Origin of the sequence: Prosthecobacter vanneervenii, from assembly GCF_014203095.1 — a bacterium.
Lineage (GTDB): Bacteria > Verrucomicrobiota > Verrucomicrobiia > Verrucomicrobiales > Verrucomicrobiaceae > Prosthecobacter > Prosthecobacter vanneervenii.
The window spans coordinates 43,708-66,979 of record NZ_JACHIG010000015.1; the positions used below are offsets into that span (position 1 = coordinate 43,708).

The window sequence follows — 23,272 nt, forward strand, 5'->3', positions numbered from 1 at the left end:
TCACTGGGATCGCGTGCGTGTCCAAAACGTGGGCAGACGCAGCTTCCAGCGCATGGCCGCGAGACGCAGCACAAGGATGACCGCCATGCCGAGATAGCGGTCGCTTTCCGAGGCAGGAAACCACTGCCTCAGGAGCACAAACACCACCGCTCCAGCAGAGACGGCGGTGGCATACAGATCGACCTCCGCCTGAAAAACCCATGGCAGCTCTCCACGCAGCACATCCCGCAAGATGCCGCCCGCCACTCCGGTCACGACACCCAGGAGCACAGCGACGATGCCCGGTGTGCCAAAAGCGAGCGCCTTCTCTGTTCCTGCGATGCCAAACAGAGCCAGGCCAAACGCATCCGCAAAGGCGAGCGCCTTGTTCGGCAGATGGGTGAAACGCACGAGCACGAAGGTGACTACGGCGGCGAGTAGCGCCGTCCAGACATGCATCGGCTGCTGGATCCAGAACACAGGCTGAGCCCCGAGGCAGAGATCACGGATCGTACCGCCGCCCACCGCTGTCACCAGCGCCAGCACGATCACGCCAAAGAGATCCATGTTCTTCCCCTCAGCCGCGAGCACGCCAGAAATGGCGCACACTGCGACAGCGAAGTATTCGATCCAAGGAGGCATGATTAATTGAGAAGTGTCGGAGGCAAATCCTGCGGTGGTGACGCTGAAACCAAGGGTTGTTTCAGCGTGGAACCGACCTCGGCCACTCGCTTCACCCTGCCTCCGTTGGCGAGAAAGAGCGCGCTTTCAGCCTGACCGGCGTTGATCAGCTCCTGGGCTTCGTTTTTAGCGCGGGAGCAGGTAAAGCGCCCTTCAGTAATGGCCAGCAGCCTACCATCCACCGTTCGCACCCAGCCGTTGCCAAATTCGCAGCGGCGCTCCTCCTTCACGCTCTTTGTGTCCCGGCGAAAATCTTCCACAAAGGAGTACAGGCCCGAGAGCGGCTTTCCGCCAGTCTTCACGCGAAAAGTCACCAGATGCTTCCACTCACGCTGCGCAGGCTGGTAAAGCCACCCGGCGTAGGCTGTCTTTTCGCCCTCGACTTTGGCCTGCACGATGCAGCGGACTTTTTCACCAATCTTCCAGTTAAAGCGGGTCATGCTCTTTCCGCCCGTGCCTTCTCCGCCGAAGCGGGACACCTCCACTCCTTTGCCCTCGTGCAGCACCTCCACACGCTGCTCCAGCGGCACGTTCTCGGGATTGTCTCCATTCGATGGATCCCACACGGAAAAGATGGCGACTTTGCGGCCGTCGCCAAGCTCCTGGATTCCAAAATAGCCGGTGTTCCAGCCACAGACCATGAAGTAGCTTCCCGGTGTGCTCTTCCGCACCGTGGCCTCATTGTAGAACCAGGTCGAAGCCGGGGCCTGCCAGCCAAAATGGATCGAACAAGCAGCCGTAGGTTCCTCTGCCTGCACGGCTGGGGCGGCCAGACTGAGCAGCGCGATCAAAGACAGAAATGTTTGCTTCATGGTTTTTTGGCTTCAGCAGGTTTAGGCTCGATGACAATGGGCGATGGTGGTGGTTCCGGATTCCATTCCGGCTTTGGCTGGATGCCCAGGTGCTCATAAATCAGCGGCACCAGAGCGGTCTGCGGTGTCGCTTCATTGAGCAGCTTCTCCTTGATCAGACTCGCCCCCTGGGCAGCAAGCCAGATTTGACGCTCTTCATCACTGTCGCCTCCATGTTTGTTGCCGCGCCCGCCATGATCCGTCGTGATGAGCACCAGCCAGTCCTCCTCAGCAAACCTCGGCCTCGCCCGCATGGCACGCAGCAGTTCTCCGATGTGCGAGTCCACATGGCTGATGGCGTTCAGATACAGTGAGCTGTCAGGCGAAAAACTGGCGCGCGAATCTATTGCACCATGTCCAAATTCATCCACCTGTCCAAAATAGACAAACATCGCGTCCGGATCACTGTCGCTTAGTGTCTTGAGCGCTGCATCTCTCACTTCGATGTCTTTTTCAGGGTTGTCCACAAAGTGCCTCGCGGCATCTGGTGCCCGGGTAAATTTCACATCCAGAAACTCCACATCCCCTTTGCGGGAACCGTCAGCGATGAAGTCATGGATCGGCGGCCAGTCTGTAAACGAAGCACAAAAAGCTTGCGGCTGGACCTCTTTGATCCGCCTCATGAAATGGGAGTACGTCTGAAAGCGACCGCCGATGAACCGGTTGTCTTTGACGCCATGCCGGTCCATCCACACGCCGGTGAGCAGGCTGGTCCAGCCCGGCCCGCTGACAGTGGGCTGATGAGTGGCTGTGCCCATTTCACCCCCAGCATAGAACTTTCGTGTAAACACCCCGCGCTCGCTCTCGCAAAGCATCTTTAACTGCGGCGCAAGTCCTCGCTCCATGGCAGCAGCCACCGCATCAGCGCGGCAGCCGTCTATGCCAATAAACAGCACCCGTTTGCCACCAAAGCCGCTGTCTTTTCCTGGCCCATGGGCGGACAACTGGCCGGCACAGCCAAGGCAAATCAAAACAAGGGTAATGGCAGATTTCATAGGATTTCGCAGCTCAGTGCTTGGTGTATTGCTCGATGCCGTTGAGCAGCATCTGCACCGCCACCATGACGAGCAGCATGCCCATGAGACGCTCCACGGCCATCGATCCTTTCTCCCTGAGCACCCGGGCAATGGCGGGTGCGCAAAGCAGCACCGCAGCCGTGACACACCACGCGATCATCAGCGCGGCAAACCAGCGCCAGAGCTGCTCCGGCTGCGTACTCACCAGCACCAGCAGCGTGGCCAGCACGGAAGGCCCTGCAATCATCGGTACGGCAAGCGGCACGATGAACGGCTCCGTCATCATCTCCTCCGCCTCACGGCGGGATGGAGGAAAAATCATCTTCAGGGCGATCAGAAAGAGCACAATGCCGCCGCTGATGAACAAGGCCTCCTGCTTCAAATGCAGCAGCCCAAGCAGCCAGGGCCCAAGGAAAAGAAACAGGATCAGAATCACCAGAGCGATGACGAGCTCGCGCGCGATCACCCGCAGGCGCCGCTCAGGCGGCACCGGACGCAGCCCCGACACAAACGTGGCCACATTCCCCAGGGGGTCCATGATGGTGATCAGCAGCAAGGTGGCGGAGAGCGTGTCCATGAGCAGTTTCCTGATTCTAGAAGTCCTGCAGGCCGCTTCGTGCTAGAGGGCATCGTTTCATCGTTCCGTGGCTTTGATGAGTTTGGGCTGGGGGCGTTTCCTCCAGGCTTCCACATCCTTTTTCAGCACCTCGACCGCCTTTTCGAGCTGCCGATCGGTTTTATCCCCTAGATGAGGCCACACAATGTGGTCTGGCCTTGCGCCATTCAGCTCCATGTCCTGCCCACTGTTCAGCACGTACCAGCCGCGGAACGGCAGTCGCAGGGTGCCGACATCCATAATGGTGGTGGAACCAGTGCTGATGACGCCTCCCGCAGTCTGCACACCCACGAGGCTGCCACGCTTCAGGGTTTTGATGGCATGGCTGAAGACTTCCGCGTTGCTGTAGCTGTTTTGATTGCAGAGCACCACGATGGGCTTCTGCCACGTGGCGTAGATCATGCGGTCCTGAGGGTAGCCAGGGGTGCTGCTGCCGCGCGGAATGGCAATCGCATGGCGCGGCTGCATGAGTGCCGTGAGCAGATGATCCGTGGTGGAGCCGCCGCCGTTTTCGCGAACGTCGATGACGAGACCATCCCTCCCTGCTCCAGCATGGTAGAGCTCCTCTTGAAACTTTTGGAAGCTGGCGTCGTCCATGGCGCTGATGTGCAGGTAGCCAAGCGCACCGTTTGAGGCCTGCTCCACCGCATGGCGGTTGTCGTGAATCCATGCATCGTAGAGCAGTTTCCGGGCGGTCGTGTAGCTGATAGGACGCAGCGTCACCTCGCGCAGCTTGTCGCCATTCTTTACCGTAAGGACGATATCGCGCTCCATCGGCCCGTTCAGCACACTGCTCACATCTGTGGCGGGCACGACCTCCCTGCCATCCACTTTGAGAACGATTTCCCCGGGCTCAATGCGGCTGTTCTTGTGTGACGCGGGAGATTTGGCAATAACATCGCGCACCTTCCACCCCGGCCCTGCAAAGGCAGGATCAAAGCGGAGCCCCAGATGGGCGGTTTCTTCACGCCAGCTCAGAGCAGCCGTGCTGCCGGTGTTCCAGGAAAAGCCAAGGTGGGAGCCGTTCAATTCTCCAAGCATAAGCCACACACACTCACCAGCACCATTCATGTCCGGAGCCTCCGCAGCCATGTCCCGATACTTGGCGCGCACGGCATCCCAGTCGCGATTGCCGTGACGTTCATCATAGTAGTCGTCACGCATGACCTGCCAGCACTGGTCAAAAACAGCGCGCTGCTTTTCAGCCCGCGAATAGCTGTGCTGGGCGCGGAAGGCGTGGATTCTTGGCTCTCCACCTTTGCCGGAGAGCACCGCCGGCTTTCCATCCAGCAGTCCCACGATCTGATCGTCCGCCTTCAGCCACTCGATGTTTGTCAAGGCGGCTGGGCTGAAGCTGCGAGGCGCCAAATCATCTGGAAACTCGATGCTGCGGGTCGACTTCCGCTCCTCAAGCTGAGATTGAAAAATGAGCTTCTTTGAATCCGGCGACCACACTAGCGAGTGCTCTCCACTGTTCGCAATCTTGATGCGATGAATACGTTCGTGGATGTCAGCAAAGTCGATTTTCAGCGGACTGTCCTTTTTCTCCGCCGCCGGCTTCGACTGCGGCTTGTCTGCCACTGCTTTGACTGGCACCGGGCTCGGAGCGCTGGCTTTGCTCTCCTCAGGCTTTTCCGCCACCACACCGGCCGCGCCGCCCTTGCGGGGCTCTTCTTTTTTGGGCTCCTGTTTGACGGTCTTTTTGTACTTTTCCCGCACTCGGGCCAGGGTTCGTTCGCGCCGTGTCTTTTCATCATCCTCCGCCTGGAGGTGCACATAAAAAATGTCCGACTCATCGAGCTCACGATTGCCGGTCCAGGCAATCATCTTCCCATCCGGAGACCACACGGGGCGTGTGTCATTGTCTGGATGACGGGAAAGGTTGAAAGGCGGGCGCGAGCCATCCAATGGCAGGAGCCAGATGTCGGCATTGAACCATTCGTCCTGCTGCGAATACACAATCCACGCGCCATCTGGAGAAAACTCATAGCTGGGAGGATTCCAAGCCTCGATGATGCGCCTTGCTTTCGTACCATCCGGTTCTGCGATCCAGAGATCGCCACGATCACGCAGCCACGCGAGCTTTTTGCCATCGCGGGTGAACTTCGGCCGAGCCTCTGCCTGGGCATCATTTGTGAGTTTTTTCAGCGCAAAGCCGCTGTTTTCCCACCAGGCTTTTTTCACATCCGCTGGAGAGGCCTGCCATAGGTCTGTCTGTCCCTGGGCATCACTGATAAACAGCAGAGCTTTTCCATCGGGTGCGAAGATCACATCGCGCTCCTCCTCGGCGGTGTGCGTGATTCGGCGCGGCTCCTTCAGCTCTGCGTCCATCACCCAGACATCCCCTCCAGCGATAAAGGCCATCTGCAGGCCGTCGCGCGTGACGCTGATATCCGTGGCTTTTTCCAGCACGACTCTCGTCATGTCCGCAGGGGCATCATGCGCGGCGTCGATTTCTATTTTGACCGGCGCCTTATCGCCTGGATGCCATCGGTAAAGATCAAACCTAACGCGAAAGACCAGTGTCTTGCCATCCCGGGAGATGCAGGGAAACACGACCAGATCGTCTTTATAATGCGTGATCTGCCCCCCCTTGCCGCTGCTTAGATCATGCTGCCAGAGGTTGCCATTTTTGACAAAGTAGAAGCCCTTGCCATCCGGCTTCCAGAGAGGCCAGCGGTTCTCATTTTCATCACTGATGATCTGCTGAAAGCTGCCGTCGACTCGGTTGAAGAGCCAGATCTGTCCTCCGCGTGCGCCTTTGTACCCCTGGCGCCACCAGGACTCGGAACCTTCGCGCATGAACAGCACCTTTTGAGAATCCGGGGAAATGACACCATCAAACCCATAGTCATCAAACCAGAGGCTTTCCGCCTTTCTCTCACGGGCATCAATGACCGCCAGACGTGCGGCACGCGACTCGCGCATCCAGGAGAAATCACGTCCAAGCCCCACGAGCAGCCCGCTTCCATCTGGAGTCCACTCACGCAAGTCGCAGCCATCCGTGTGAAAGGTGAGCTGGCGTGGCTGCCCGCCGCCCGCCGGCATGGTGTAGAGCAGCTTGCTGCCCTCCCGCTCGCTGTTAAAAGCGATCTGCGTGCCATCCGGTGAAAAAGCCGCGCCTGAGTCCAGCGCCGGGTGCGTGGTCAGCCGGGTGGCACGACCTCCGGCGGTGGGTGCGGTCCAGATGTCTCCCTGCCACTGAAACGCCACCGTGCGGCCATCGGGGGAAAGAGCCGGCTCGTGCACAAGACGCACAGGCGCGGCGGCAACGCTAAGACTGCAGCAAACAAGCAACGAATGGAGAAGGCGTGGCATCATGGCTGGAACTAAACGGTGACTAGGCTCGGCGACATTCACTCAGGAATGCGCATACCTAACGCATCATAACCCCAGTTCGTACTTCACCGCGACAAAAGCCTGCACGGCGCGTGTCAAGTCTTTCCGGGTGTGCGCGGCGCTGATCTGTGTGCGGATACGCGCCTTGCCCTGCGGCACCACGGGATAGCTGAAACCGATCACATAGACACCGTGCTCCAACATCGCATCGGCAAACCGCGCCGCCAGCGCTGCGTCCCCCAGCATCACCGGCACAATGGGGTGCTCCCCTGGCACTAGGTTAAAACCTGCCGCCTTCATCTGCTCACGGAAGAAGCGTGTGTTTGCCTCCAGCGTGTCGCGCAGCTGGGTGGACTGCTTCAACAGGTTCAGTGCTGCAAGCGAGGCACCTGCAATGCTGGGACAGAGCGTGTTGGAGAAAAGATACGGCCGCGAGCGCTGCCGCAGCAGATCAATAATCTCCTTTTTCCCGCTGGTGTAGCCGCCACTGGCACCTCCCAGCGCTTTGCCAAGAGTGCCCGTGAGAATGTCAATGCGGCCCATGACCTCGCAGTGCTCGTGAGTCCCACGGCCTGTCCGGCCCATGAAGCCGACCGCGTGCGAGTCGTCCACCATTACCAGCGCCTGGTATTTGTCCGCCAAGTCACAGATGGCCTTCAGCGGCGCGATGAAGCCGTCCATTGAAAACACTCCGTCCGTGGCAATAAGCTTGTACCGCGCACCTTGAGCGTCAGCAGCGATCAGCTGCGCCTCCAGATCGGCCATGTCGCAGTTCTTGTATCTGCAGCGCTGCGCCTTGCACAGACGCACACCGTCGATGATGGAGGCGTGATTGAGCTCGTCGCTGATGATCGCATCTTCCGACCCTAGAATCGTCTCAAACAAGCCGCCGTTCGCATCAAAGCAGGAGCCGTAGAGAATCGTGTCCTCCGTGCCAAGGAAATCAGACAGGGCAGCCTCCAGCTCCTTGTGCACACCTTGTGTACCACAGATGAAGCGCACACTGGCCAGCCCATAACCCCAGTGCTCCAGCGCCTCATGCGCCGCCTGCCGCACCTTGGGGTGTTGCGCTAGTCCGAGGTAATTGTTGGCACAGAGATTGAGCACCGCACCGCCGCCATTGGCACGCACCAGCGTGCCCTGCGGAGTGGAGAGCACGCGCTCGCGCTTGAAGGTGCCAGCAGCGCTGATGGCATCAAGCTGCGCTTGGAGATGTGCGGCAAAGGTTGGATTCATGAATGCCGGTATATTGGACACAAATCCTATATTTTGGCAATACGGAACTTCACTACCTACATACGCGACGGCTATTATCAGACCTTTAGCCCATCAAGATCAGGCTTCACCGCCTTTGCATCACGAATGAATTTGTCCCAGGTCACCGGATGCCCTGCTTTGGCGGCATGCTCGCCAAAGAGCGTGAGCAGCGCTGTTTCCACCGCGCCTTCGATCGTCGGGTTGCCATTCGGATTTCCAGCAGCGATGGCCGCACGGAAGGACTCCACATTGTTCACCGAACCGGCGCGGTAGAGGTTCTTGGTTTCACCGCCTCCCCAGAAGTTATCCTTCCCTCCACGGATCATCACACGTCCGCCAAATTTGCTGCTAAAAGCGCCCTTCGTTCCCACAAAGCGGTTGTCGCACAAGAAGGGGGAACCCCAGGCAGTATATTGGCGCGAGGCAAAGCTGACCGCACCCTTGGCATACTCAAAAAGAAGTGAGTAGTGGTCGGAGACATCTCCCACACTGTCAGGCCGCCCGCCACGGCCACAGATGCCGCTGATGCGCGTGGGCCGGCCAAAGGCCCAGCTCACGATATCGAGCGCGTGGATGTTCTGCTCGGTGATGATGTCTCCCGCCAGATCACGATGGCGTATCCAGTTGCTCAACCTTCCCTCTGGAGTGTCGTCTGCATCACTTTTGAGCGGGATCAAATCGGCCTCGTAATGACATTCGCCGAACTGCAGATCACCGATCGCTCCGGCATGGATGCGTTTCATCCCTTCCTGAAAAAACTCATCGCCGCGGCACTGCACATCCGCCAGCACGACGATGCCCCTGGCCGCTGCATCCTTGGCCAGCTGGCGGATGATTTCACACCCAGCTACATCGATCGCCACTGGCTTGGCGATGAGCACATGCTTGCCAGCAGCCACGGCGTCCACCGCCTGCTGCACATGGAAAAAGGGCGGGCTGTGGATGGCCACTGCATCCACATGCTCAAGCATCTTTTTATAGCCATCGAGCCCGCTGAACTGCCTGTCGGCGGCGACACCAAATTTTTCGCCAAACGCCTTCACGCGATCCTCGAAGTAGTCGCAGGCAGCTGCTAGTTGGAAACCCGGATTCTCAGCAAGAATATCGGAGACAAAGGTGCCGCGCCCTCCGCAGCCGATGTTGCCGATTTTAAACACCGGCCCTTTGTATTCTGCCTTGGCCGACGTTTCGGACGCTTGCGCGGCCAGACGACTGGCGAAAGTGGCGAGACCGGTGGCGTGGAAGAAGGATCGACGATTCATGAGCTGGGGTGTGGTTTGATTGAGCCAGCACTAACGCCAACGCCCAGCCAGGGCTTTGGCTCCCGCTCACGATTTTTTGAATCGTTAATCAATCCATTAGTTTCTGACTAATGGATTAATCCAACCTCTGACAACGTCACCCCTCAAGACTCGCTTCGAAAGGCCTTCACCACCAGCTCTCGAAAGGCCCTCACATGCGCAGGCTCAAAGCGGCCTTTGCGCTGCACCAGAAAGACCTCTTCATGGCCGAAGAGATCGGAAGCATCGCGGAATACGATCTCAGCCTCTCCTGCGGTGCGTTTGGGCGGTTTGGCCCCGGCCGCAGCCGTGCCGATAGAGATGCCAAAGCCGATGGCTACGTAATTGAGCATCAGAGCACGATTCGTGGCTGTCATCGTCACATTCATGCGCTCCCCGAGGCCAGCTCGTGAAAACACCTTGCGGATCTGCCGGTGTGAGCTGCTCTCTTCTGGCGCGAGCACCAGCGGCTCATTGACGATTCCAGCCAGCGTCAAATGCCGCGACTGCATCAGCGTGTGCGTGGCCGGGCAGATCAGATGAAAGGCGAACCGGGCCAGCGGAAGGTACTGAAACTGCGACATCGGCTCATCACCTTCGGCCATGCCGATGACAGCCAGATCTGCCTCATCCTGCTCAATCACATCTTTGGCCAGATAGGAGGGCCGGTCCAGCAGCACCAGTTTCACCTTCGGATGATGCTGGCGGTAGAGAATGATAGGGCGGCGCAGGGCGCCCGAGAGCATGTTGGAAGGAGCCACCACAGTGAGGGTGCGTGCCGCCGTGCTGCGGCGGTCCTCAAACACGGCCCTCAGTCCGTCAAAGGACTCCACCAGCGGCGCAGCCAGGTCCACCAGCATGCGCCCGTCGTCGGTGAGCGAAACTTTGGAACCGTCCGCCACCACAAACTGCACCCCATATTCATCTTCCAGGGAGCGAATCTGCTGCCAGACAGACGGCACCGCCAGCCCCATGGCCGCAGCCGTGGCCGCAAAGCTGCCGTGCCGGGAGAGCTCCACCAGAGAACGTATCTGCCTGAAGCGAACTTCTTTGAAATAGCGCCGCGCAGGCGAGTCAGCCGCAGCGCCGACTCTTTGGGGTGAATGGGGTTTCGCCTTCATCGTCAGTCTGCACCTAATGGAGACAGCGGCTCATGGCAAGCCTTAGCCTCGCCAGTCCAGCACCACTTTGCCACAGTTTCCAGACTCCATGGCGGCAAAACCTTTTTCGAATTCGGAGTAATGAAACCGGTGGGTGATCACCGGCTGGATGTTTACGCCGCTCTCCAGCAGCACACTCATGTAGTACCACGTCTCATACATCTGCCGACCATAGATGCCCTTGATGGTCAGCATGTTAAAGATGACCTTGTTCCAGTCGATCGCGATCTGCTCGCTGGGAATGCCCAGCATGGCGATCTTGCCGCCGTGGCACATGTTGTCGATCATGCTGCGGAAGGCGGTTGCATTTCCGCTCATCTCCAGCCCGACATCAAAACCCTCCTTCATTCCGAGCTGCTTCTGCACGTCTTCGATGGTTTCGCTCTTCACGTTCACCGCCCGGGTTGCCCCCATCCGGCGCGCCAGCTCCAGCCGGTATTCGTTCACATCCGTGATGACGACATGCCGCGCTCCGGCATGCTTCACCACAGGTATGGCCATGATGCCGATGGGCCCCGCCCCGGTGATGAGCACATCTTCTCCGAGGCATTCAAAGGCCAGCGCGGTGTGCACGGCATTGCCAAAGGGGTCAAAGATGCTCGCCACATCTTCATCCACTCCTTCCCGGTGGTGCCAGACATTCGTCATCGGCACGCTGATGTATTCGGCGAAGGCCCCGGTTCTGTTCACACCGATGCCCACGGTGTCTTTGCAAAGATGACGCCGGCCCGCGAGGCAGTTGCGACACCGTCCACACACCACATGCCCCTCGGCGCTGACGATCTCGCCCGGATGGAAGTCGTTCACATTGGAGCCCACGGAAACGACCTCTCCCACAAACTCATGCCCCACCACCATCGGCACGGGTATCGTCTTCTGCGCCCAGGCGTCCCATTTGTAAATGTGCAGATCCGTGCCGCAGATCCCTGTCTTGTGAACCTTGATGAGGACATCATTGATGCCCACCTGCGGCTCCGGGACATCCTGGAGCCAGAGACCGCGTTCAGACCGTGCCTTGACGAGTGCTTTCATGGTATATGCCGATATACTGGACACATATCCGATAAAATGGCAATCTTAATTTACCAGACGCTCATGGGTTGGCCTTCACCCCAATCACATTCGGTATCGGCCAGTACTCCTTGTTGTCATAGTTTTCATTGAAGCCGGTTTCATAGCTTCCCATGCATTTGAGTTCGAAACCGCCACACCTGATATGAAGCGATGCCTCGGGGCCACCTTCAAGATGCTGCGCAGCCACCACCCCTATGGGAAGTTTGAGCAGGCGCTCGTTAAAATCGAACATCGCAAGCCCCGCGCCGCAGAAGATCAGCAGCGCGCGGCCCTGGTCATCCTCGCCCAGCGCCGCTTCACTCCACGCTTTGGGCTGCGGCTTCCAGCGATTCTCCCCCGGACGTTTGATCAGCCGCAGGTTTTGTAAAACACATTGGTAGCCAGGAAATGCCGTCTCCTTGAGTCCGGCCATGTCATTCTCAGTATCCGCATCGAAAATGCGAAATACAGGATCTTTGCCGTTCATGGGAGCAAACATCGCAAAGGAGGAGTAAAGGTTGTTCAACTTGCCTGAGACCTCTCCCCCTTGGCTCTTCATGAGACCGGTATGCGTCACATGATCCAGCTCAAACATCCCTGCATTGATCACTACATTCAGATCATGTTGCTTCGCCCATTCATCCGCAGTCAGAGCGGCGTGTCTTTTGTCGTTTGCAGCCAGCAGTTGCAGTCTGGCAACCTTCGGGTCAACACGCACGATGACAAACTCATGCGGCTTGGCATCCTGCAATGGAAACCGGGCCAGCGCGATGCCTTTGGCGAGCTCCCTCCATTCGGAGGCAGACTCCACGTGCTGGGCCAGCAAAGTGTGGGAAAAAATCAATGCCACGAGACCAGGCAGGATCAGTCGGTTCATGATAGAACAATACACCTCGGAAGATCCATCAGCATGGACTTTTACTCTGGCTGCTCGGGACAGTGTTCCTACCGTGCCTTGATGAGTGCTTTCACATCGGCCCGCATCCATTAAGTGGCATCTCAACCTCAGGCCAGGATCTGGGGAATCACCCGGCCAAAGTCGCGCTCCAGCCGCTTGCGCCCGGGGACTTCCAGGCGATGCGGATCCAGCCCAAGAAGATGCAGGATGGTCGCATGCACATCCGTCACATAATGAGGATGCTCTACCGCATGAAAGCCCAGTTCATCCGTGCGGCCGTGGATCGTCCCGCCCTTGATGCCGCCGCCGGCCATCCAGACGCTGAAGCCATACGGATGATGATCCCGGCCATCGCTGCCCTGACTGCCGGGCGTGCGGCCAAACTCAGTGGCAAAGACCACGAGCGTGTCGTCCAACATCCCGCGCTGCTTCAAATCCTTCAGGAGTCCGGAAATGGGTTTGTCCACCTGCTGCGCCAGGCTGGAGTGGTTCTTTTTCAGACCGGAGTGCGAGTCCCACGCCCCTGCCGCACCATCGCCATGCTGCAGTTGAATAAAACGCACCCCGCGCTCCGCCAGACGGCGGGCCACGATGAGCTGGCGGGCAAAAGGCTCCGCCACTTTGTCATCCATGCCGTAGAGCTTTTTCGTTTCCTCGCTTTCAGCTTCGAGGTTCATCGTCTCCGGCACGGCGGTCTGCATGTTGAAGGCCAGCTGGTAGCTCTTCATCCGCGCGGCGAGCGTCTTGTCCCCCGGATACTGCTCCGCATTGAGCTCATTGAGCCGGTGGATGAGATCAAACTGCACCTCCTGCTGCGTCTTGCCGATCTGAAATTCCGGCGCGGCATACGTCAGCGGATTTTTCGGGTCCACCTTCAGGTTCACCGCGTCATAGGCAGGGCCGAGGTAGTGCCCGTCCCTCACATCAAAAAAGCGCGGCCCCATGTTGATGAAGGACGGCAGATTGTCCGTCATGGAGCCCAGGCCGTAGGTCACCCAGGCACCGAGCGTCGGCACCCGTGGCTCCAGCATGTGCCTTCCGCTGTGGAACTGCACCTGCGCTCCATGATTGTCATCCGTGGTCCACATGCCGCGGATGAAGGCGATCTCATCGGCACATGCGCCGATGTTTGGAAACCAGTCGCTGATCTCGATGCCACACTGCCCGTAGCGCCTGTAGCCGGTCTGCAGCGGATAGATGACATTGCGCTGCTTGCCATTCGCGTCATTCACCACCACCACGCGCACCTTCTTGAGCTTCTCAGGATCCTGCACGTCCTTGTACGGTGTCTCACCGATCGACTTGCCCGCATACTTGGTGAGCATGGGCTTCGGGTCAAAGCTCTCCATGTGGCTCACCCCGCCGCGCATGAAGAGCCAGATCACGCGCTTGGCCCGCTGCGGGATCATCGGCAGACCATCGGGCGGCTGCCACGCCTCCTCCGCCCTGAGCATGGATGCGACAGCAATGCTGCCGAGCCCGCCAAGGATGTCTCGGCGGAGAAAGGGCGTGGGTGCAGGGCGCAGAGTCATCGCAGGGTCACGAAGTCGTTGTGGTTGATCAGGGCCTGCAAAAACAGGCTGCGGTCCTCTTTCAAGTCACGGAAACCTTCGAAGCAGGCCAGCCTCTCCGCCTCCAGCGGCAGACGTCCCAGGATGGCAAGGAACGCCTGATCAATGAAAGCGGTCGCATCCAGCTTTGCCATCGAACCCGCCAGCGCGTTCGCACAGTCGCTGCTGAGCTTGCTGTTGGTCAGCGCCAGTGCCTGCTGCGGCACCACGCTTTCGTTGCGCCTGTAGCACTCTAGCACATTGCTGTTGTCAAAGACAGCCAGGAAGCGGTGCTCCACATCGGCGTTCTGAATGAAATAAAGCGAACGTCGTGGGCTGGTCTCCGCCTTGGCAGGATCAATGCTCGGACCTCCCAGCGTAAGATCCAGCCGGCCAGACAGATGCAGCAGGCTGTCGCGTACGAGCTGGCTCTCCATGCGGCGCGGATTCATGCGCCAGAAGAAATGATTATCAGGATCAGCAGCCAAGGTTTGGGGATCAGCGCCCGCATTGGAGGAACTGCGCCGGTACAAATCCGACAGCACCAGCGTGCGATGCAGCCACTTCATGCTCCAGCCGTTCTCCATGAAGCCGGTCGTCAGGCTGTCGAGCACGTCTTGGTGCAGCGGAACTGAGGATCTGCGGCCAAAGTCGCCCACATCAGCCACCAGTGGCACGCCAAAATGCCGCGCCCAAACGTGATTCACCAGCACGCGCGCCGTGAGCGGATTGCGCTTGTCCGCGATCCATCGGGCCAGCGCCAGCCTTCGCCCTGTGCTGATCTCGGGATAGGTCTGCACCTTGGCATTGCCGTTCTCTTCAGGACCTTCCTGCGCTTTGAAGCTCACAGCTAGAGAAGTGTACTCTGCCCCCGGCGCGGCCACCTTGGCTCGCGCTTTCTCCAGCGCCTCCCTGGCAGCCTTGATCTTCTTGTCAGCATCCTTGGCCGTCGGCGCTGCCTCCGCTTTGGACAGATCATTCTCCGCCTTGGCTTCCGCATATCTGGCTTCTGCCAGCGCCGCCGCCTGCGCGATGGTCTTGTCACCTTTCGCCAGATCAGCCGCATATACAGCCTGAATCACGGCGAGCCGCAGCCCTGCCAGCTTCACAGCACCCGCATCCCCGGCCTTCTGCGCCAGAGCCAGCTGCTGATCAGCCGCTGCAAGATGATCTTTCAGCACAAATGGCAGCAGCACCGGCCGGGAGGAGGATAGTGGCAGCTTCACTACCTTGGGCTCATACGAGGCAAATTCCAGCACGCGCGGCACCCCAGGGCTCATAGGCCGCGACTTGTCCTCATTTTTCTCGTCTCCACGCACATGGCGGTAGGTAGGCTGATCGAGGTGCAGGTCATAGACACGCGGCAGCCCGTTTTTCTCCAGATCTGATTCCCCTTCCCAGGGGTCGAGACGCACATGCAGCGGCTCAAAGATCGCACGCATGCGGTAGTAGTCCGCCTGCTCCACGGGGTCATACTTATGGTCGTGGCATTTCACGCACTGCATCGTCAGCCCGAGGAAGGCACGGCAGGTATGCTCGATCGTTTCATCCAGCCATGTCGTGCGGTTGAAAAGGTAGTAGCTGCGCGCCAGGAAACCGGTGGCGCGTAGATTGTCCCGGTCCTCAGGCGCGAGTTCATCAGCCGCCAGCATTTGCACGATCATCTGATCGTAGCCCTTGTCGGCATTGAGAGATTCCACGATCCAGTCGCGCCAGTGCCAGAGATGCTTCTGGCTGTGGCGCAGCTGCGCGCCGAGCCCATACCAGTCGCAGTAGCGCCAGATGTCCATGAAGTGGCGGGCCCAGCGTTCGCCATACTGTGGTGTGCTTAGCAGATGATCCACCACCCGCTGCCGTGCTGAGACAGAGGTGTCCTTCAAAAAGGCCTGGATCTGCTCCGGCGTGGGCGGCAGACCGATGAGATCCAGATAAACGCGGCGCAGCCACAGCTCCGGCGCGGCCTCCGGCTGCGGCTTCAGTCCTTTCGCTGCCAGACGGGCGGCAAGCAGCGCATCCACCGAGTGGCCGGATGATTTGGGTGGCTGGTAGGCCCAGTGCGCACGTGGGTCCTCCTCCGGCTTTTCCTGCGCAGGAGACGGCGCACCAGCGGCGATCCAGTCTCTCAATTTGGCCACCTGCACAGCAGTGAGCATGGAGCCCTCCCCCTCCGGCGGCATGCGATCCTTCTTGTCGGTGGTGGTCACCCGCTCCAGCAGCATGGAGTGCTCCTTCGTCAGAATGTCGCCCCCATCGCCGCCCTTGCGCATGGCCGCCGCCGTGTCCACCCGCAGATCGGCCTTCTGTTTCAAGGCCCCATGACAGGTGTAGCAGCGTTCCTTCAGCAGGGGCTTGATCTCCTTTTCATAGTCCACTGCCAACGCTGTGAGAGCCCCTGACGCCATGCATGCGCCCACCATCCAGCCTCGTAGCGGAGCGGTGTATTTTGGCGACTGAAGCACGGTCTTTGGCATGAGCAGGCAGGTCCAGACATTACGCCGTCCACCCGGCACTCTTTGCTATCCCAGAACATCTTCCCACCGCTCGTACGATAAAGTTAGGATGCACAGCAGCCCCGGCCGGTGCAGAATCTCTCCATGCATTGGATCACCACGACCCACATCGCCGTCACCTGGATGCTCGTCGGCCTCATCTGGGTGGTTCAGATTCTGGTCTATCCCCAGTTTTCGCGAGTCGCCGCCAGGGACTTTCCAGAATATCACTTCGCCCACTGCTTCCGCATCGCCCTCATCGTAGTGCCGCAGATGTTCGTTGAAGCCGCTACCGCAGTCTGGCTGCTGCACGAAGGAATCAGAGCAACACCGTTCCTCATCAGCGCGGGTTTGATCCTGGTCGTCTGGCTTTCCACCGCCGTATTTCAGGCCCCTACCCACATCCGTCTCATGAGAAAATTCGACGCCTCCCTCATCCACCACGTCACTCTCACAAACTGGATCCGCACGCTCGCGTGGACAGCGCGCGGCTTTCTCGTTAGCTTCGCCCTGTCATGACCAAATCCCTGATCCTCGCCCTGCTCGCCTTTGGAGCTCTTCTGCAAGTCGAAAGCGCCCTGCAGCTAGCGCCGCCGTCTGTGCAGCGCGATGCCAATGGCGTCGTGACGCTGCAAAGCACTGCTCCGGACGCCACCATCCTCTACACTTTGGACGGAGCAGATCCCATCGAGAAATCCAACCCCTACCTGGCCCCCATCGACCTCTCCAGCGGCGGCACACTGAAGGCACGGGTCTTCTCCAAGCTGCGCAAATCCAAAAGCGAAGCGGTTCAGGCCACCTATGAGCCCCTTCCAGGCCGCCAGCCGCTGCCCAGCACCGTCGTCCCCGTGACGCAGGACCGCAGCTGGCCTCAGTATGACTGGACCACACGTCACAAGCTCACCAGCGCCGCCGTCATGCGCAGCCAGCCAAAGATCCTGTTCATCGGCGACTCCATCACCCACTTCTTCGGTGGCGAGCAGTTCGACAGCTACCCGCTCCATGGCAAGAAGGTGTGGGAGGAATACTACACACCGCGCAATGCTGGAAACCTCGGCTTCGGCTGGGACAAAACCGAGAATGTCCTCTGGCGGCTCCAGCACGGCGCTGTGGACGGCATCTCGCCAAAGCTGATCGTCATGATGATCGGCACCAACAACACCGGCAACTGCTCCGCCCATGACATCGCAGCCGGCATCGAGGCCATTGTACAGGAATTCAACAAGCGTCTGCCAGAGTCGAAAATCCTGCTGCTGGGCATCTTCCCGCGCGGCAAAAAACCCGACGCCCCCCATCGCGGCAAGATCGCCGAGGTAAACCGCATCATCTCCCAGCTCGACGGGAAACAGAACGTCACCTTCCTCGACATCGGCCCGAAGTTCCTCACTCCCGAGGGCCTGATCACCCAGGACATCATGCCCGGCTTCCTGCATCCGAATGAAAAAGGCTACCGCATCTGGGCCGAAGCCATCGAACCCACGGTAAAAAAGCTCCTCAGCGAACCTTGAGTCGCAGTCACAAAAAAGCCGGGGACTGAAAAATCCCCGGCTTCTTCATGAGATAACGACGCTGCTTACTTGGCTGCCTTCCAGTTGCGCACAAAGTCCATGCACTGGGTGATCTCTGGCACGCTGGTTTCCCAGTTGTGCTCGTATTCGCAGTGCAGCGGGCCGGGATACCCCTGCGCAGCATATTCCGCGAGGATGGCAGGGATGTCGCTCTTGCCGGTGCCAAAAGGAAGGTCGTGCGCTTTCACATCGCCAAAAGCGTTCAGGTCCTTCATGTGGCTGTCAAAGATACGACCTTTCAGGATCTTGATGCAGTCCACGGGGTTCAGCCCGCTGCGCACCCAGTGGCCCACGTCAGCGCAGGAGCCCATGCGGGGATCACGGTCCTTCACCAGGCCCAGCACGTAGTTGGGGTCCCAGAACATGTAGGCACGATCCAGCGGGCGCTTGGGATGGTTGTGAATGGCCATCTTGATGTCGAACTCCTTCACCAGCGCCTCGATTTTATCGAGTGCAGTCACATCCGGCTCCGTCACCACCACGCCGATGCCGAGCTTCTTGCAGAACTCGAAGATCTTGCGGTTGCTGGCGTCATCCTGGCCCAGTTTGACCACCCCGTAGCCCACGGGCGTGATGCCCTTGGCCTCCAGATGCTTCTGGACCTCGGCGATCATCTCCGGCGTGGCGTTGTGGTCCCACTTGGCGTCGGGCTTGGCAGCAGAAAATTTCTGCCCGGGATAAAACTCGATGGTCTTGCCTCCGCATTGCGCGGTTTTGTCGATGGCTTCAAACACATTGTACAAGCGGAAGCTGTAGGCCTGGCAGCCGGCAAAGAACTGGCCGACCTTGGCGGTTTCCGGAATGGTGGCCGCAACCGATGCGGTGGCGAACAGGAGGGAGAGAAGAAGATGCTTCATGATGGGTGGAGAAAGAAGTCTGGCGAGTTCCCTGCGAAATGGAAGAACCGAGAATGGAAAATGCACGTTCGTTGTCGCGTTTTGAAGAAATGCTGAAACTCCCGACCCTGCTCCTGATCTCCACCACCACCGCCCTGGCCCAGCTGCCTTCGGCCAAACCCATCCCCCACATGCAGGCGGTGCCGCTGCCGCATCACATCACCTCCTTTCAGCTCGACGGTCGGGAGCTCACCGCGATGCATTTTGATCCGCAGGACATGCGCCCTTTTTGCTACCCGATCCGCGCTTCCAAAGACGTCAGCCTCACCCGCATGGGCCATCCGCACGATCCGCTGACCCATTCTCACCACAACGGCGTCTGGGTGTCGCACAACATGGTCAACGACCTCGACTTCTGGGGCGACTACGCCAAAAAGAAGGGCCGCATCGTCAATGTGGAGGTCTCTCGCGAAGGCTACGAAGACACCGACGACTACGCCTCCATGCGCATGGTCAACCACTGGATCAGCGAGGCAGACAAATCCGTGCAGTTGATCGAAATACGGCGCACGGAGATCCGCCCCATCGACGGTGCCAAAAGCTGGTTCATGATCATCGATCTGGAGTTCTCCCCGCCGAAGGGCAAAACAGCCACCTTGGGCGCTACCGGCTTCGGTCTGGTGGCGGTCCGCATGGCCAAAAGCATCGGCGTGCATGATGGCGGCGGCCGCATCCTCAATTCAGAAGGCCAGCTCAATGAGGAGGCCGTTTTCCGCAAACCCGCACGCTGGTGCGACTACAGCGGGCGGATCACCAATGATGCAGACGGCTTTGGTGGCATCACTCTCATGAACCACCCCATGAATCCGCACAACCCGACGGCCTTTCACGTGCGCAATGACGGCTGGATGGGCTGCTGCCTCAGCCTGGACACCCCCGTGGAGGTCACCGAGGAGAAAAAACTGCGCTTGCGCTATGCCCTCTGGGTGCACGATGGCGTGGCCACCCAGGCGGAAAGCGAGGCCCAGTGGCAGAAATTCACCGCCATGCCCGTGGTGGATTTGGCGCTGAAACCGGCCAAGAAGTAAGGCATGGCCGACTATCCCCCCGCGCTGGGCGAACTGATCTCTTTCTTCGAATCTCTCCCTGAAGGCGAGCGCCGTGAAAATTTGATCGACATGGCCGCAGCAGCCCCAGCCTGCGCACCCAAAGAAGGTGAAAAATTTGATCTGGAAGACATCCGCCACGACGCCGAATGCACAGACACCGTCGGAGTCCACGCACGGCTGGAGCACGGCGGCCACGTTCACTTTGCCATCAGCTTGGGGCCCAAGGTGCAGACTTTGACCAAAGCACTCACCGCCATCCTCTGCCGCGGGCTGAATGGCTCCACACTGGCCGAGGTTCTGGCGGTGCCGCAGGACTTCATCCCACGCATCATCGGCGCGGATCTCGTGCGTCTGCGCAGCCAGACCGTTTATTATGTGCTGGGCCGCATGAAACAGGCCGCCCACACACTCCAGGCACAGCTGGCCTAGGTGAGCTTGGTGGTCTGCCCGGTCCGCAGATCCTCCGGAATCTGGCCGACAAACCGGGGCGTCAGATCAATCGCCTCAAATATCTGGTGGATCTCGATCTGGCTGATGTCTCCAGGCCGGTCGATCTCAAAATAGACCAGATCATGCCGGGCATCCACCTTGTAGCGAACCCTGGGAAAATGGTCCATCTGGTTGCGCAGCTGCATGATGGTGGACTCCGCACGAAGGCCGGGGGCGTAGATTTCGACTTCGATCATGGTGGTATGAGAAACTGTTCTACCGGAATTGCTCATCCGCGCCAAGCAAAACCTGCCAGCCACTTCATCGGCAGATTCCAGTTTGACAGGAGCGGTCAGTCGTCCTATCCTCGCCGCCCTTTCCCCCCGCCCCTTTTATGGCCAACATCCGCTCCGCAGAAAAAGACATCCGCAAAACGACGGCACGCACCGCCCACAACCAGACGGTGAAGAGCCGTATCCGCACCCTGCGCAAGAAAGTGCTGACCGCCGTGGAGAAGAAAGACGCCGCAGCAGCCGCTGCCAGCCTGAGCGAGTTCGCCTCCGCCGCCGACAAGGCCGCCAAGACCAACGTCCTCAAGAAGAACACCTCCTCCCGTCTCAAGAGCCGTCTGGCCCTCAAGGTCGGCGCTCTGACGAAGTAATCAGAGGTTTTTCAGCCCCCACGCTCCATTTTTTGAACGGCATCTCGTAGGAGATGCCGTTTTTGTTTGTCGGGCAGGGCTGCGCCAGCAAGAATCGGCTCACTTAATTTTATGATCACCCGGCACAAAATCGCTCCCAACGGCCCTGAGTTCTCCCGTCTTGTTTATGGCACCTGGCGCATTCTCGATGAGACAGATCCGGCCAGATGCAGCCCCCAGGCCCTGCTGAGCCGCTTCAAAGCCTGCGCCGACATGGGCGTCACCACCCTCGACACCGCAGAAATCTACGGTGTTTACAAGGTCGAGGAAGCCATCGGCTCCGCCTTGAAACTCGATCCCTCCTTCCGCAGCAAGATCGAGATCGTGACCAAATGCGGCATCTATATCCCCTGCGAGTTCCATCCCGAACGCAAGGTCGGCCATTACAACGTCACCGCCGCCCGCATCATCAAAAGCACCGAGAAATCCCTGCGCCTCATGGGCATCGACACCATCGACCTCCTGCTGGTGCACCGCCCCGACTGGCTGACCAGCGCGGACGAAACCGCCGAAGGCCTGAACAAGCTGCTGAAAGAGGGAAAAATCCGCAGCGCCGGTGTCTCCAACTACAATGTGCACCAGTTTGACCTGCTGAATTCCCGCATGGACCAGCCCTTGGTCACCAACCAGATCGAGTTCAGCCTCCTGCACATGGACCCGATCTACGATGGCACGGCCGACCAGTGCCAGCGCCTCCGCATTCTGCCCATGGCCTGGTCCCCGCTGGCCAAAGGCCTCCTGATGGACAAAACCGACCCCGCCGCCGCGCGCCTGCACGCCAAGGCCGCAGAACTCTCCGCCAAATACAACGGCGCCACCCTGGACCAGCTGGCCTACGCCTGGATCATGGCCCACCCCTCCTGCCCCCTGCCGATCATCGGCACCAACAAGCTGGAGCGCATCAAGGCCGTCGTCGATGCAGCGGAGATCAAGCTGGATCGCGAAGATTGGTACGGCCTCTGGGTCGCAGCCAAAGGCCACGGCGTCCCCTAATCCCGTCCGACTAAGCGTGCTTGGTCATTGTGAATCATGTTTACCTGCCAGTCCCAGGGCCAGCGCCCGGGATTGCTCCAGTGAAACACCCATGGCTCGGTCATCTGGTTCACATGCCCCAGCACGGCCTGGCTGAAGCCGATCCCATTTCCCTCCAGACGGATCATCATCGACACCACCCCCTGCCCCGGTGTGGCCTTGATGGTGGTCTGGTCAGTCTTCAGCGTCAGGGCAAAGAAGCTGCCCAGCACCTGCCGCCCGTCTTGAATGGCGGTCTGACGGTTGTGCCCAAAGGCGTCTGTGTAGTTCGGCGCCAGCAGCTTTTCCAGCCCCGCCCAGTCACGCTTTTCCACGATCTTGATCAGCTTGGCCTGGGCCGCCCGAACCTGCGCCTCCGGCGAGCGCCCAAAGACCCACCACGCCAGCCAGAGCCCCGAAATCAGGATTAGCGCCAGCACACTGCGAATCACGATTGGCTTGTTCATAGGTTTAAAAGAGAGCCAGCTGCCCCGTGGCGTCTGACGATGCCACGCAGAAGCTGACACCGCTGCTCACCCTGCGGCGCACGACTTCGATCGTAGGCGTGGGCTTGTGCCGCTCCGCGCAGTGCACCTTGGCTTCGACGGCCCCTGCGGCATCCAGCGCCTGCCGGATGTACTTGGAGGCAGTGGCGGGGTCGTTGCAGTCATCACTCAGGTGCCCCAGCACCACATGGCTCAGGCCCGGATGCGCCACATCCCGCACCAGCTCGGCAGCCTGCTCATTGGAAAGATGCCCATGACGCGAGCTGATGCGCTGTTTGGTGGACCAAGGACGCTTGGTGTCGTTTTCGAGCAGCTGCGTGTCGTAATTGGCCTCAATAAAGAGGCTGTCGGCATTCCTCAGGCGGTCTTTGATCAGGTTCGTCACATACCCCACGTCGCTCAGTATTCCGAGGCGAGACTCCTCGTCCGCGATGACAAACCCCACCGGATCCACAGCGTCATGTGGCACGGGAAAGGACTCGATCCTCAGGTCCTGAAACTCAAAAGCCGCCCCCGTGGACATCAGCCTCCAGGTCGGCGGCTGGCGGAATTTGAGATTCCCGGCCAGGGTCTCCTGGGTCAGCGCCGTGCAGAAAAGCGGCACCTGCCTCTTGCGGCTCAGCACCTCCAGGCCTCCCGTATGGTCCTGATGCTCATGGGTCAGAAGAATGCCATCCAGACTGTCCAGCGAGAAGCCACAGGCCTCCAGCCGCAGGCAGATTTGCTTGGCGCTCAGCCCGGCATCCACCAGGAGGGTCGTGCGTTCCGTCGAGATGACAGCGCAGTTCCCCGAACTGCCGCTGCCGAGAATTGTGAGACGCACCATGCGCTTTTTCTAGCGGCTTGCCTTCGCAAATGCAAGGCGGATAAGCCCCTTCCAGCACCCAAAAACATCTTGGAATGTCTCACCGGCGTAAAATAAGCGTGTTCTTGGCAAATAGAAT

General features: G+C 59.4%; 22 protein-coding genes. 6 read left to right on the forward strand and 16 right to left on the reverse strand.

All coding sequences use genetic code 11. The features are described 5' to 3' along the window. From HNQ65_RS24105 to HNQ65_RS24160, 12 genes are all read right to left on the reverse strand, one after another. On the reverse strand, nucleotides 1-621 hold the full coding sequence (locus HNQ65_RS24105) for a trimeric intracellular cation channel family protein (protein WP_184343925.1): 621 nt from the start codon (nucleotides 619-621) through the stop codon (nucleotides 1-3). Between the two features lie 2 nt (nucleotides 622-623). After that, nucleotides 624-1,472, reverse strand: a complete 849-nt coding sequence (locus HNQ65_RS24110; protein WP_184343928.1) for a DUF3472 domain-containing protein — start codon at nucleotides 1,470-1,472, stop codon at nucleotides 624-626. Further along, nucleotides 1,469-2,506 carry an alkaline phosphatase family protein gene (locus HNQ65_RS24115; protein WP_184343930.1) on the reverse strand — a complete coding sequence of 346 codons (1,038 nt, stop codon included), beginning with the start codon at nucleotides 2,504-2,506 and terminating at the stop codon, nucleotides 1,469-1,471. The genes HNQ65_RS24110 and HNQ65_RS24115 overlap by 4 nt, the downstream gene beginning before the upstream one ends. Nucleotides 2,507-2,519: 13 nt before the next feature. After that, complete coding sequence (locus HNQ65_RS24120; RefSeq protein WP_184343932.1) at nucleotides 2,520-3,104, reverse strand: MarC family protein; 585 nt, start codon at nucleotides 3,102-3,104, stop codon at nucleotides 2,520-2,522. Nucleotides 3,105-3,161: 57 nt separating this feature from the next. Beyond that, the gene (locus HNQ65_RS24125; protein WP_184343934.1) at nucleotides 3,162-6,464 is read right to left on the reverse strand and encodes a S41 family peptidase; all 3,303 of its coding nucleotides are present in this window, start codon (nucleotides 6,462-6,464) and stop codon (nucleotides 3,162-3,164) included. 63 nt (nucleotides 6,465-6,527) lie between these two features. After that, nucleotides 6,528-7,718, reverse strand: a complete 1,191-nt coding sequence (locus HNQ65_RS24130; RefSeq protein WP_184343936.1) for a glycine C-acetyltransferase — start codon at nucleotides 7,716-7,718, stop codon at nucleotides 6,528-6,530. A 77-nt stretch (nucleotides 7,719-7,795) separates the two neighbouring features. After that, nucleotides 7,796-9,001, reverse strand: coding sequence for a Gfo/Idh/MocA family protein (locus tag HNQ65_RS24135; RefSeq protein WP_184343938.1), 1,206 nt, complete (start codon nucleotides 8,999-9,001; stop codon nucleotides 7,796-7,798). A 143-nt stretch (nucleotides 9,002-9,144) separates the two neighbouring features. Next, on the reverse strand, nucleotides 9,145-10,140 hold the full coding sequence (locus HNQ65_RS24140) for a LysR family transcriptional regulator (protein WP_184343940.1): 996 nt from the start codon (nucleotides 10,138-10,140) through the stop codon (nucleotides 9,145-9,147). A 42-nt stretch (nucleotides 10,141-10,182) separates the two neighbouring features. Beyond that, complete coding sequence (gene tdh, locus HNQ65_RS24145) at nucleotides 10,183-11,211, reverse strand: L-threonine 3-dehydrogenase (protein ID WP_184343942.1); 1,029 nt, start codon at nucleotides 11,209-11,211, stop codon at nucleotides 10,183-10,185. A gap of 61 nt (nucleotides 11,212-11,272) precedes the next feature. Next, entirely contained in the window at nucleotides 11,273-12,220 is a 948-nt protein-coding gene (locus HNQ65_RS24150) for a phosphodiester glycosidase family protein (protein ID WP_184343944.1), read from the reverse strand. 17 nt (nucleotides 12,221-12,237) lie between these two features. Then, entirely contained in the window at nucleotides 12,238-13,662 is a 1,425-nt protein-coding gene (locus tag HNQ65_RS24155; protein WP_184343947.1) for a DUF1501 domain-containing protein, read from the reverse strand. Continuing rightward, on the reverse strand, nucleotides 13,659-16,151 hold the full coding sequence (locus HNQ65_RS24160) for a PSD1 and planctomycete cytochrome C domain-containing protein (RefSeq protein ID WP_221306279.1): 2,493 nt from the start codon (nucleotides 16,149-16,151) through the stop codon (nucleotides 13,659-13,661). Before HNQ65_RS24160 ends, HNQ65_RS24155 begins: the two co-directional genes overlap by 4 nt. Nucleotides 16,152-16,274: 123 nt before the next feature. Here HNQ65_RS24160 and HNQ65_RS24165 point away from each other — a divergent pair, with 123 nt between their 5' ends. Together HNQ65_RS24165 and HNQ65_RS24170 are read left to right on the forward strand one after the other, a co-directional pair. Beyond that, entirely contained in the window at nucleotides 16,275-16,688 is a 414-nt protein-coding gene (locus tag HNQ65_RS24165) for a hypothetical protein (RefSeq protein WP_184343949.1), read from the forward strand. After that, nucleotides 16,685-17,677, forward strand: a complete 993-nt coding sequence (locus HNQ65_RS24170) for a GDSL-type esterase/lipase family protein (RefSeq protein ID WP_184343951.1) — start codon at nucleotides 16,685-16,687, stop codon at nucleotides 17,675-17,677. The genes HNQ65_RS24165 and HNQ65_RS24170 overlap by 4 nt, the downstream gene beginning before the upstream one ends. Nucleotides 17,678-17,742: 65 nt before the next feature. On the opposite strand, the gene HNQ65_RS24175 is transcribed toward HNQ65_RS24170, so the two are convergent. Further along, nucleotides 17,743-18,594 (reverse strand): sugar phosphate isomerase/epimerase family protein, encoded by an 852-nt coding sequence (locus tag HNQ65_RS24175; protein WP_184343953.1) that lies wholly within the window; start codon nucleotides 18,592-18,594, stop codon nucleotides 17,743-17,745. Nucleotides 18,595-18,683: 89 nt separating this feature from the next. On the opposite strand from HNQ65_RS24175, the gene HNQ65_RS24180 reads away from it, so the two are divergent. Continuing rightward, nucleotides 18,684-19,661, forward strand: coding sequence for a DUF6807 domain-containing protein (locus tag HNQ65_RS24180; protein WP_184343955.1), 978 nt, complete (start codon nucleotides 18,684-18,686; stop codon nucleotides 19,659-19,661). Nucleotides 19,662-19,664: 3 nt separating this feature from the next. Then, complete coding sequence (locus HNQ65_RS24185; protein WP_184343957.1) at nucleotides 19,665-20,111, forward strand: SufE family protein; 447 nt, start codon at nucleotides 19,665-19,667, stop codon at nucleotides 20,109-20,111. Here the strand turns inward: HNQ65_RS24185 and HNQ65_RS24190 are convergent. Further along, complete coding sequence (locus tag HNQ65_RS24190) at nucleotides 20,108-20,368, reverse strand: hypothetical protein (RefSeq protein ID WP_184343959.1); 261 nt, start codon at nucleotides 20,366-20,368, stop codon at nucleotides 20,108-20,110. The two genes, HNQ65_RS24185 and HNQ65_RS24190, sit on opposite strands and share 4 nt — an antisense overlap. Before the next feature lie 137 nt (nucleotides 20,369-20,505). Between HNQ65_RS24190 and rpsT the strand changes: the two genes are divergently transcribed. Both rpsT and HNQ65_RS24200 read left to right on the forward strand, forming a co-directional pair. Next, the gene (rpsT, locus tag HNQ65_RS24195; protein WP_184343961.1) at nucleotides 20,506-20,772 is read left to right on the forward strand and encodes a 30S ribosomal protein S20; all 267 of its coding nucleotides are present in this window, start codon (nucleotides 20,506-20,508) and stop codon (nucleotides 20,770-20,772) included. Between the two features lie 111 nt (nucleotides 20,773-20,883). Continuing rightward, entirely contained in the window at nucleotides 20,884-21,804 is a 921-nt protein-coding gene (locus HNQ65_RS24200) for an aldo/keto reductase (protein ID WP_184343963.1), read from the forward strand. On the opposite strand, the gene HNQ65_RS24205 is transcribed toward HNQ65_RS24200, so the two are convergent. Together HNQ65_RS24205 and HNQ65_RS24210 are read right to left on the reverse strand one after the other, a co-directional pair. Continuing rightward, the gene (locus HNQ65_RS24205) at nucleotides 21,801-22,289 is read right to left on the reverse strand and encodes a hypothetical protein (protein ID WP_184343965.1); all 489 of its coding nucleotides are present in this window, start codon (nucleotides 22,287-22,289) and stop codon (nucleotides 21,801-21,803) included. The two genes, HNQ65_RS24200 and HNQ65_RS24205, sit on opposite strands and share 4 nt — an antisense overlap. Before the next feature lie 4 nt (nucleotides 22,290-22,293). Beyond that, a complete protein-coding gene (locus HNQ65_RS24210; protein WP_184343968.1) occupies nucleotides 22,294-23,154 on the reverse strand; it encodes an MBL fold metallo-hydrolase in 861 nt (286 codons plus the stop codon). Between the last annotated feature and the right edge of the window lie 118 nt (nucleotides 23,155-23,272).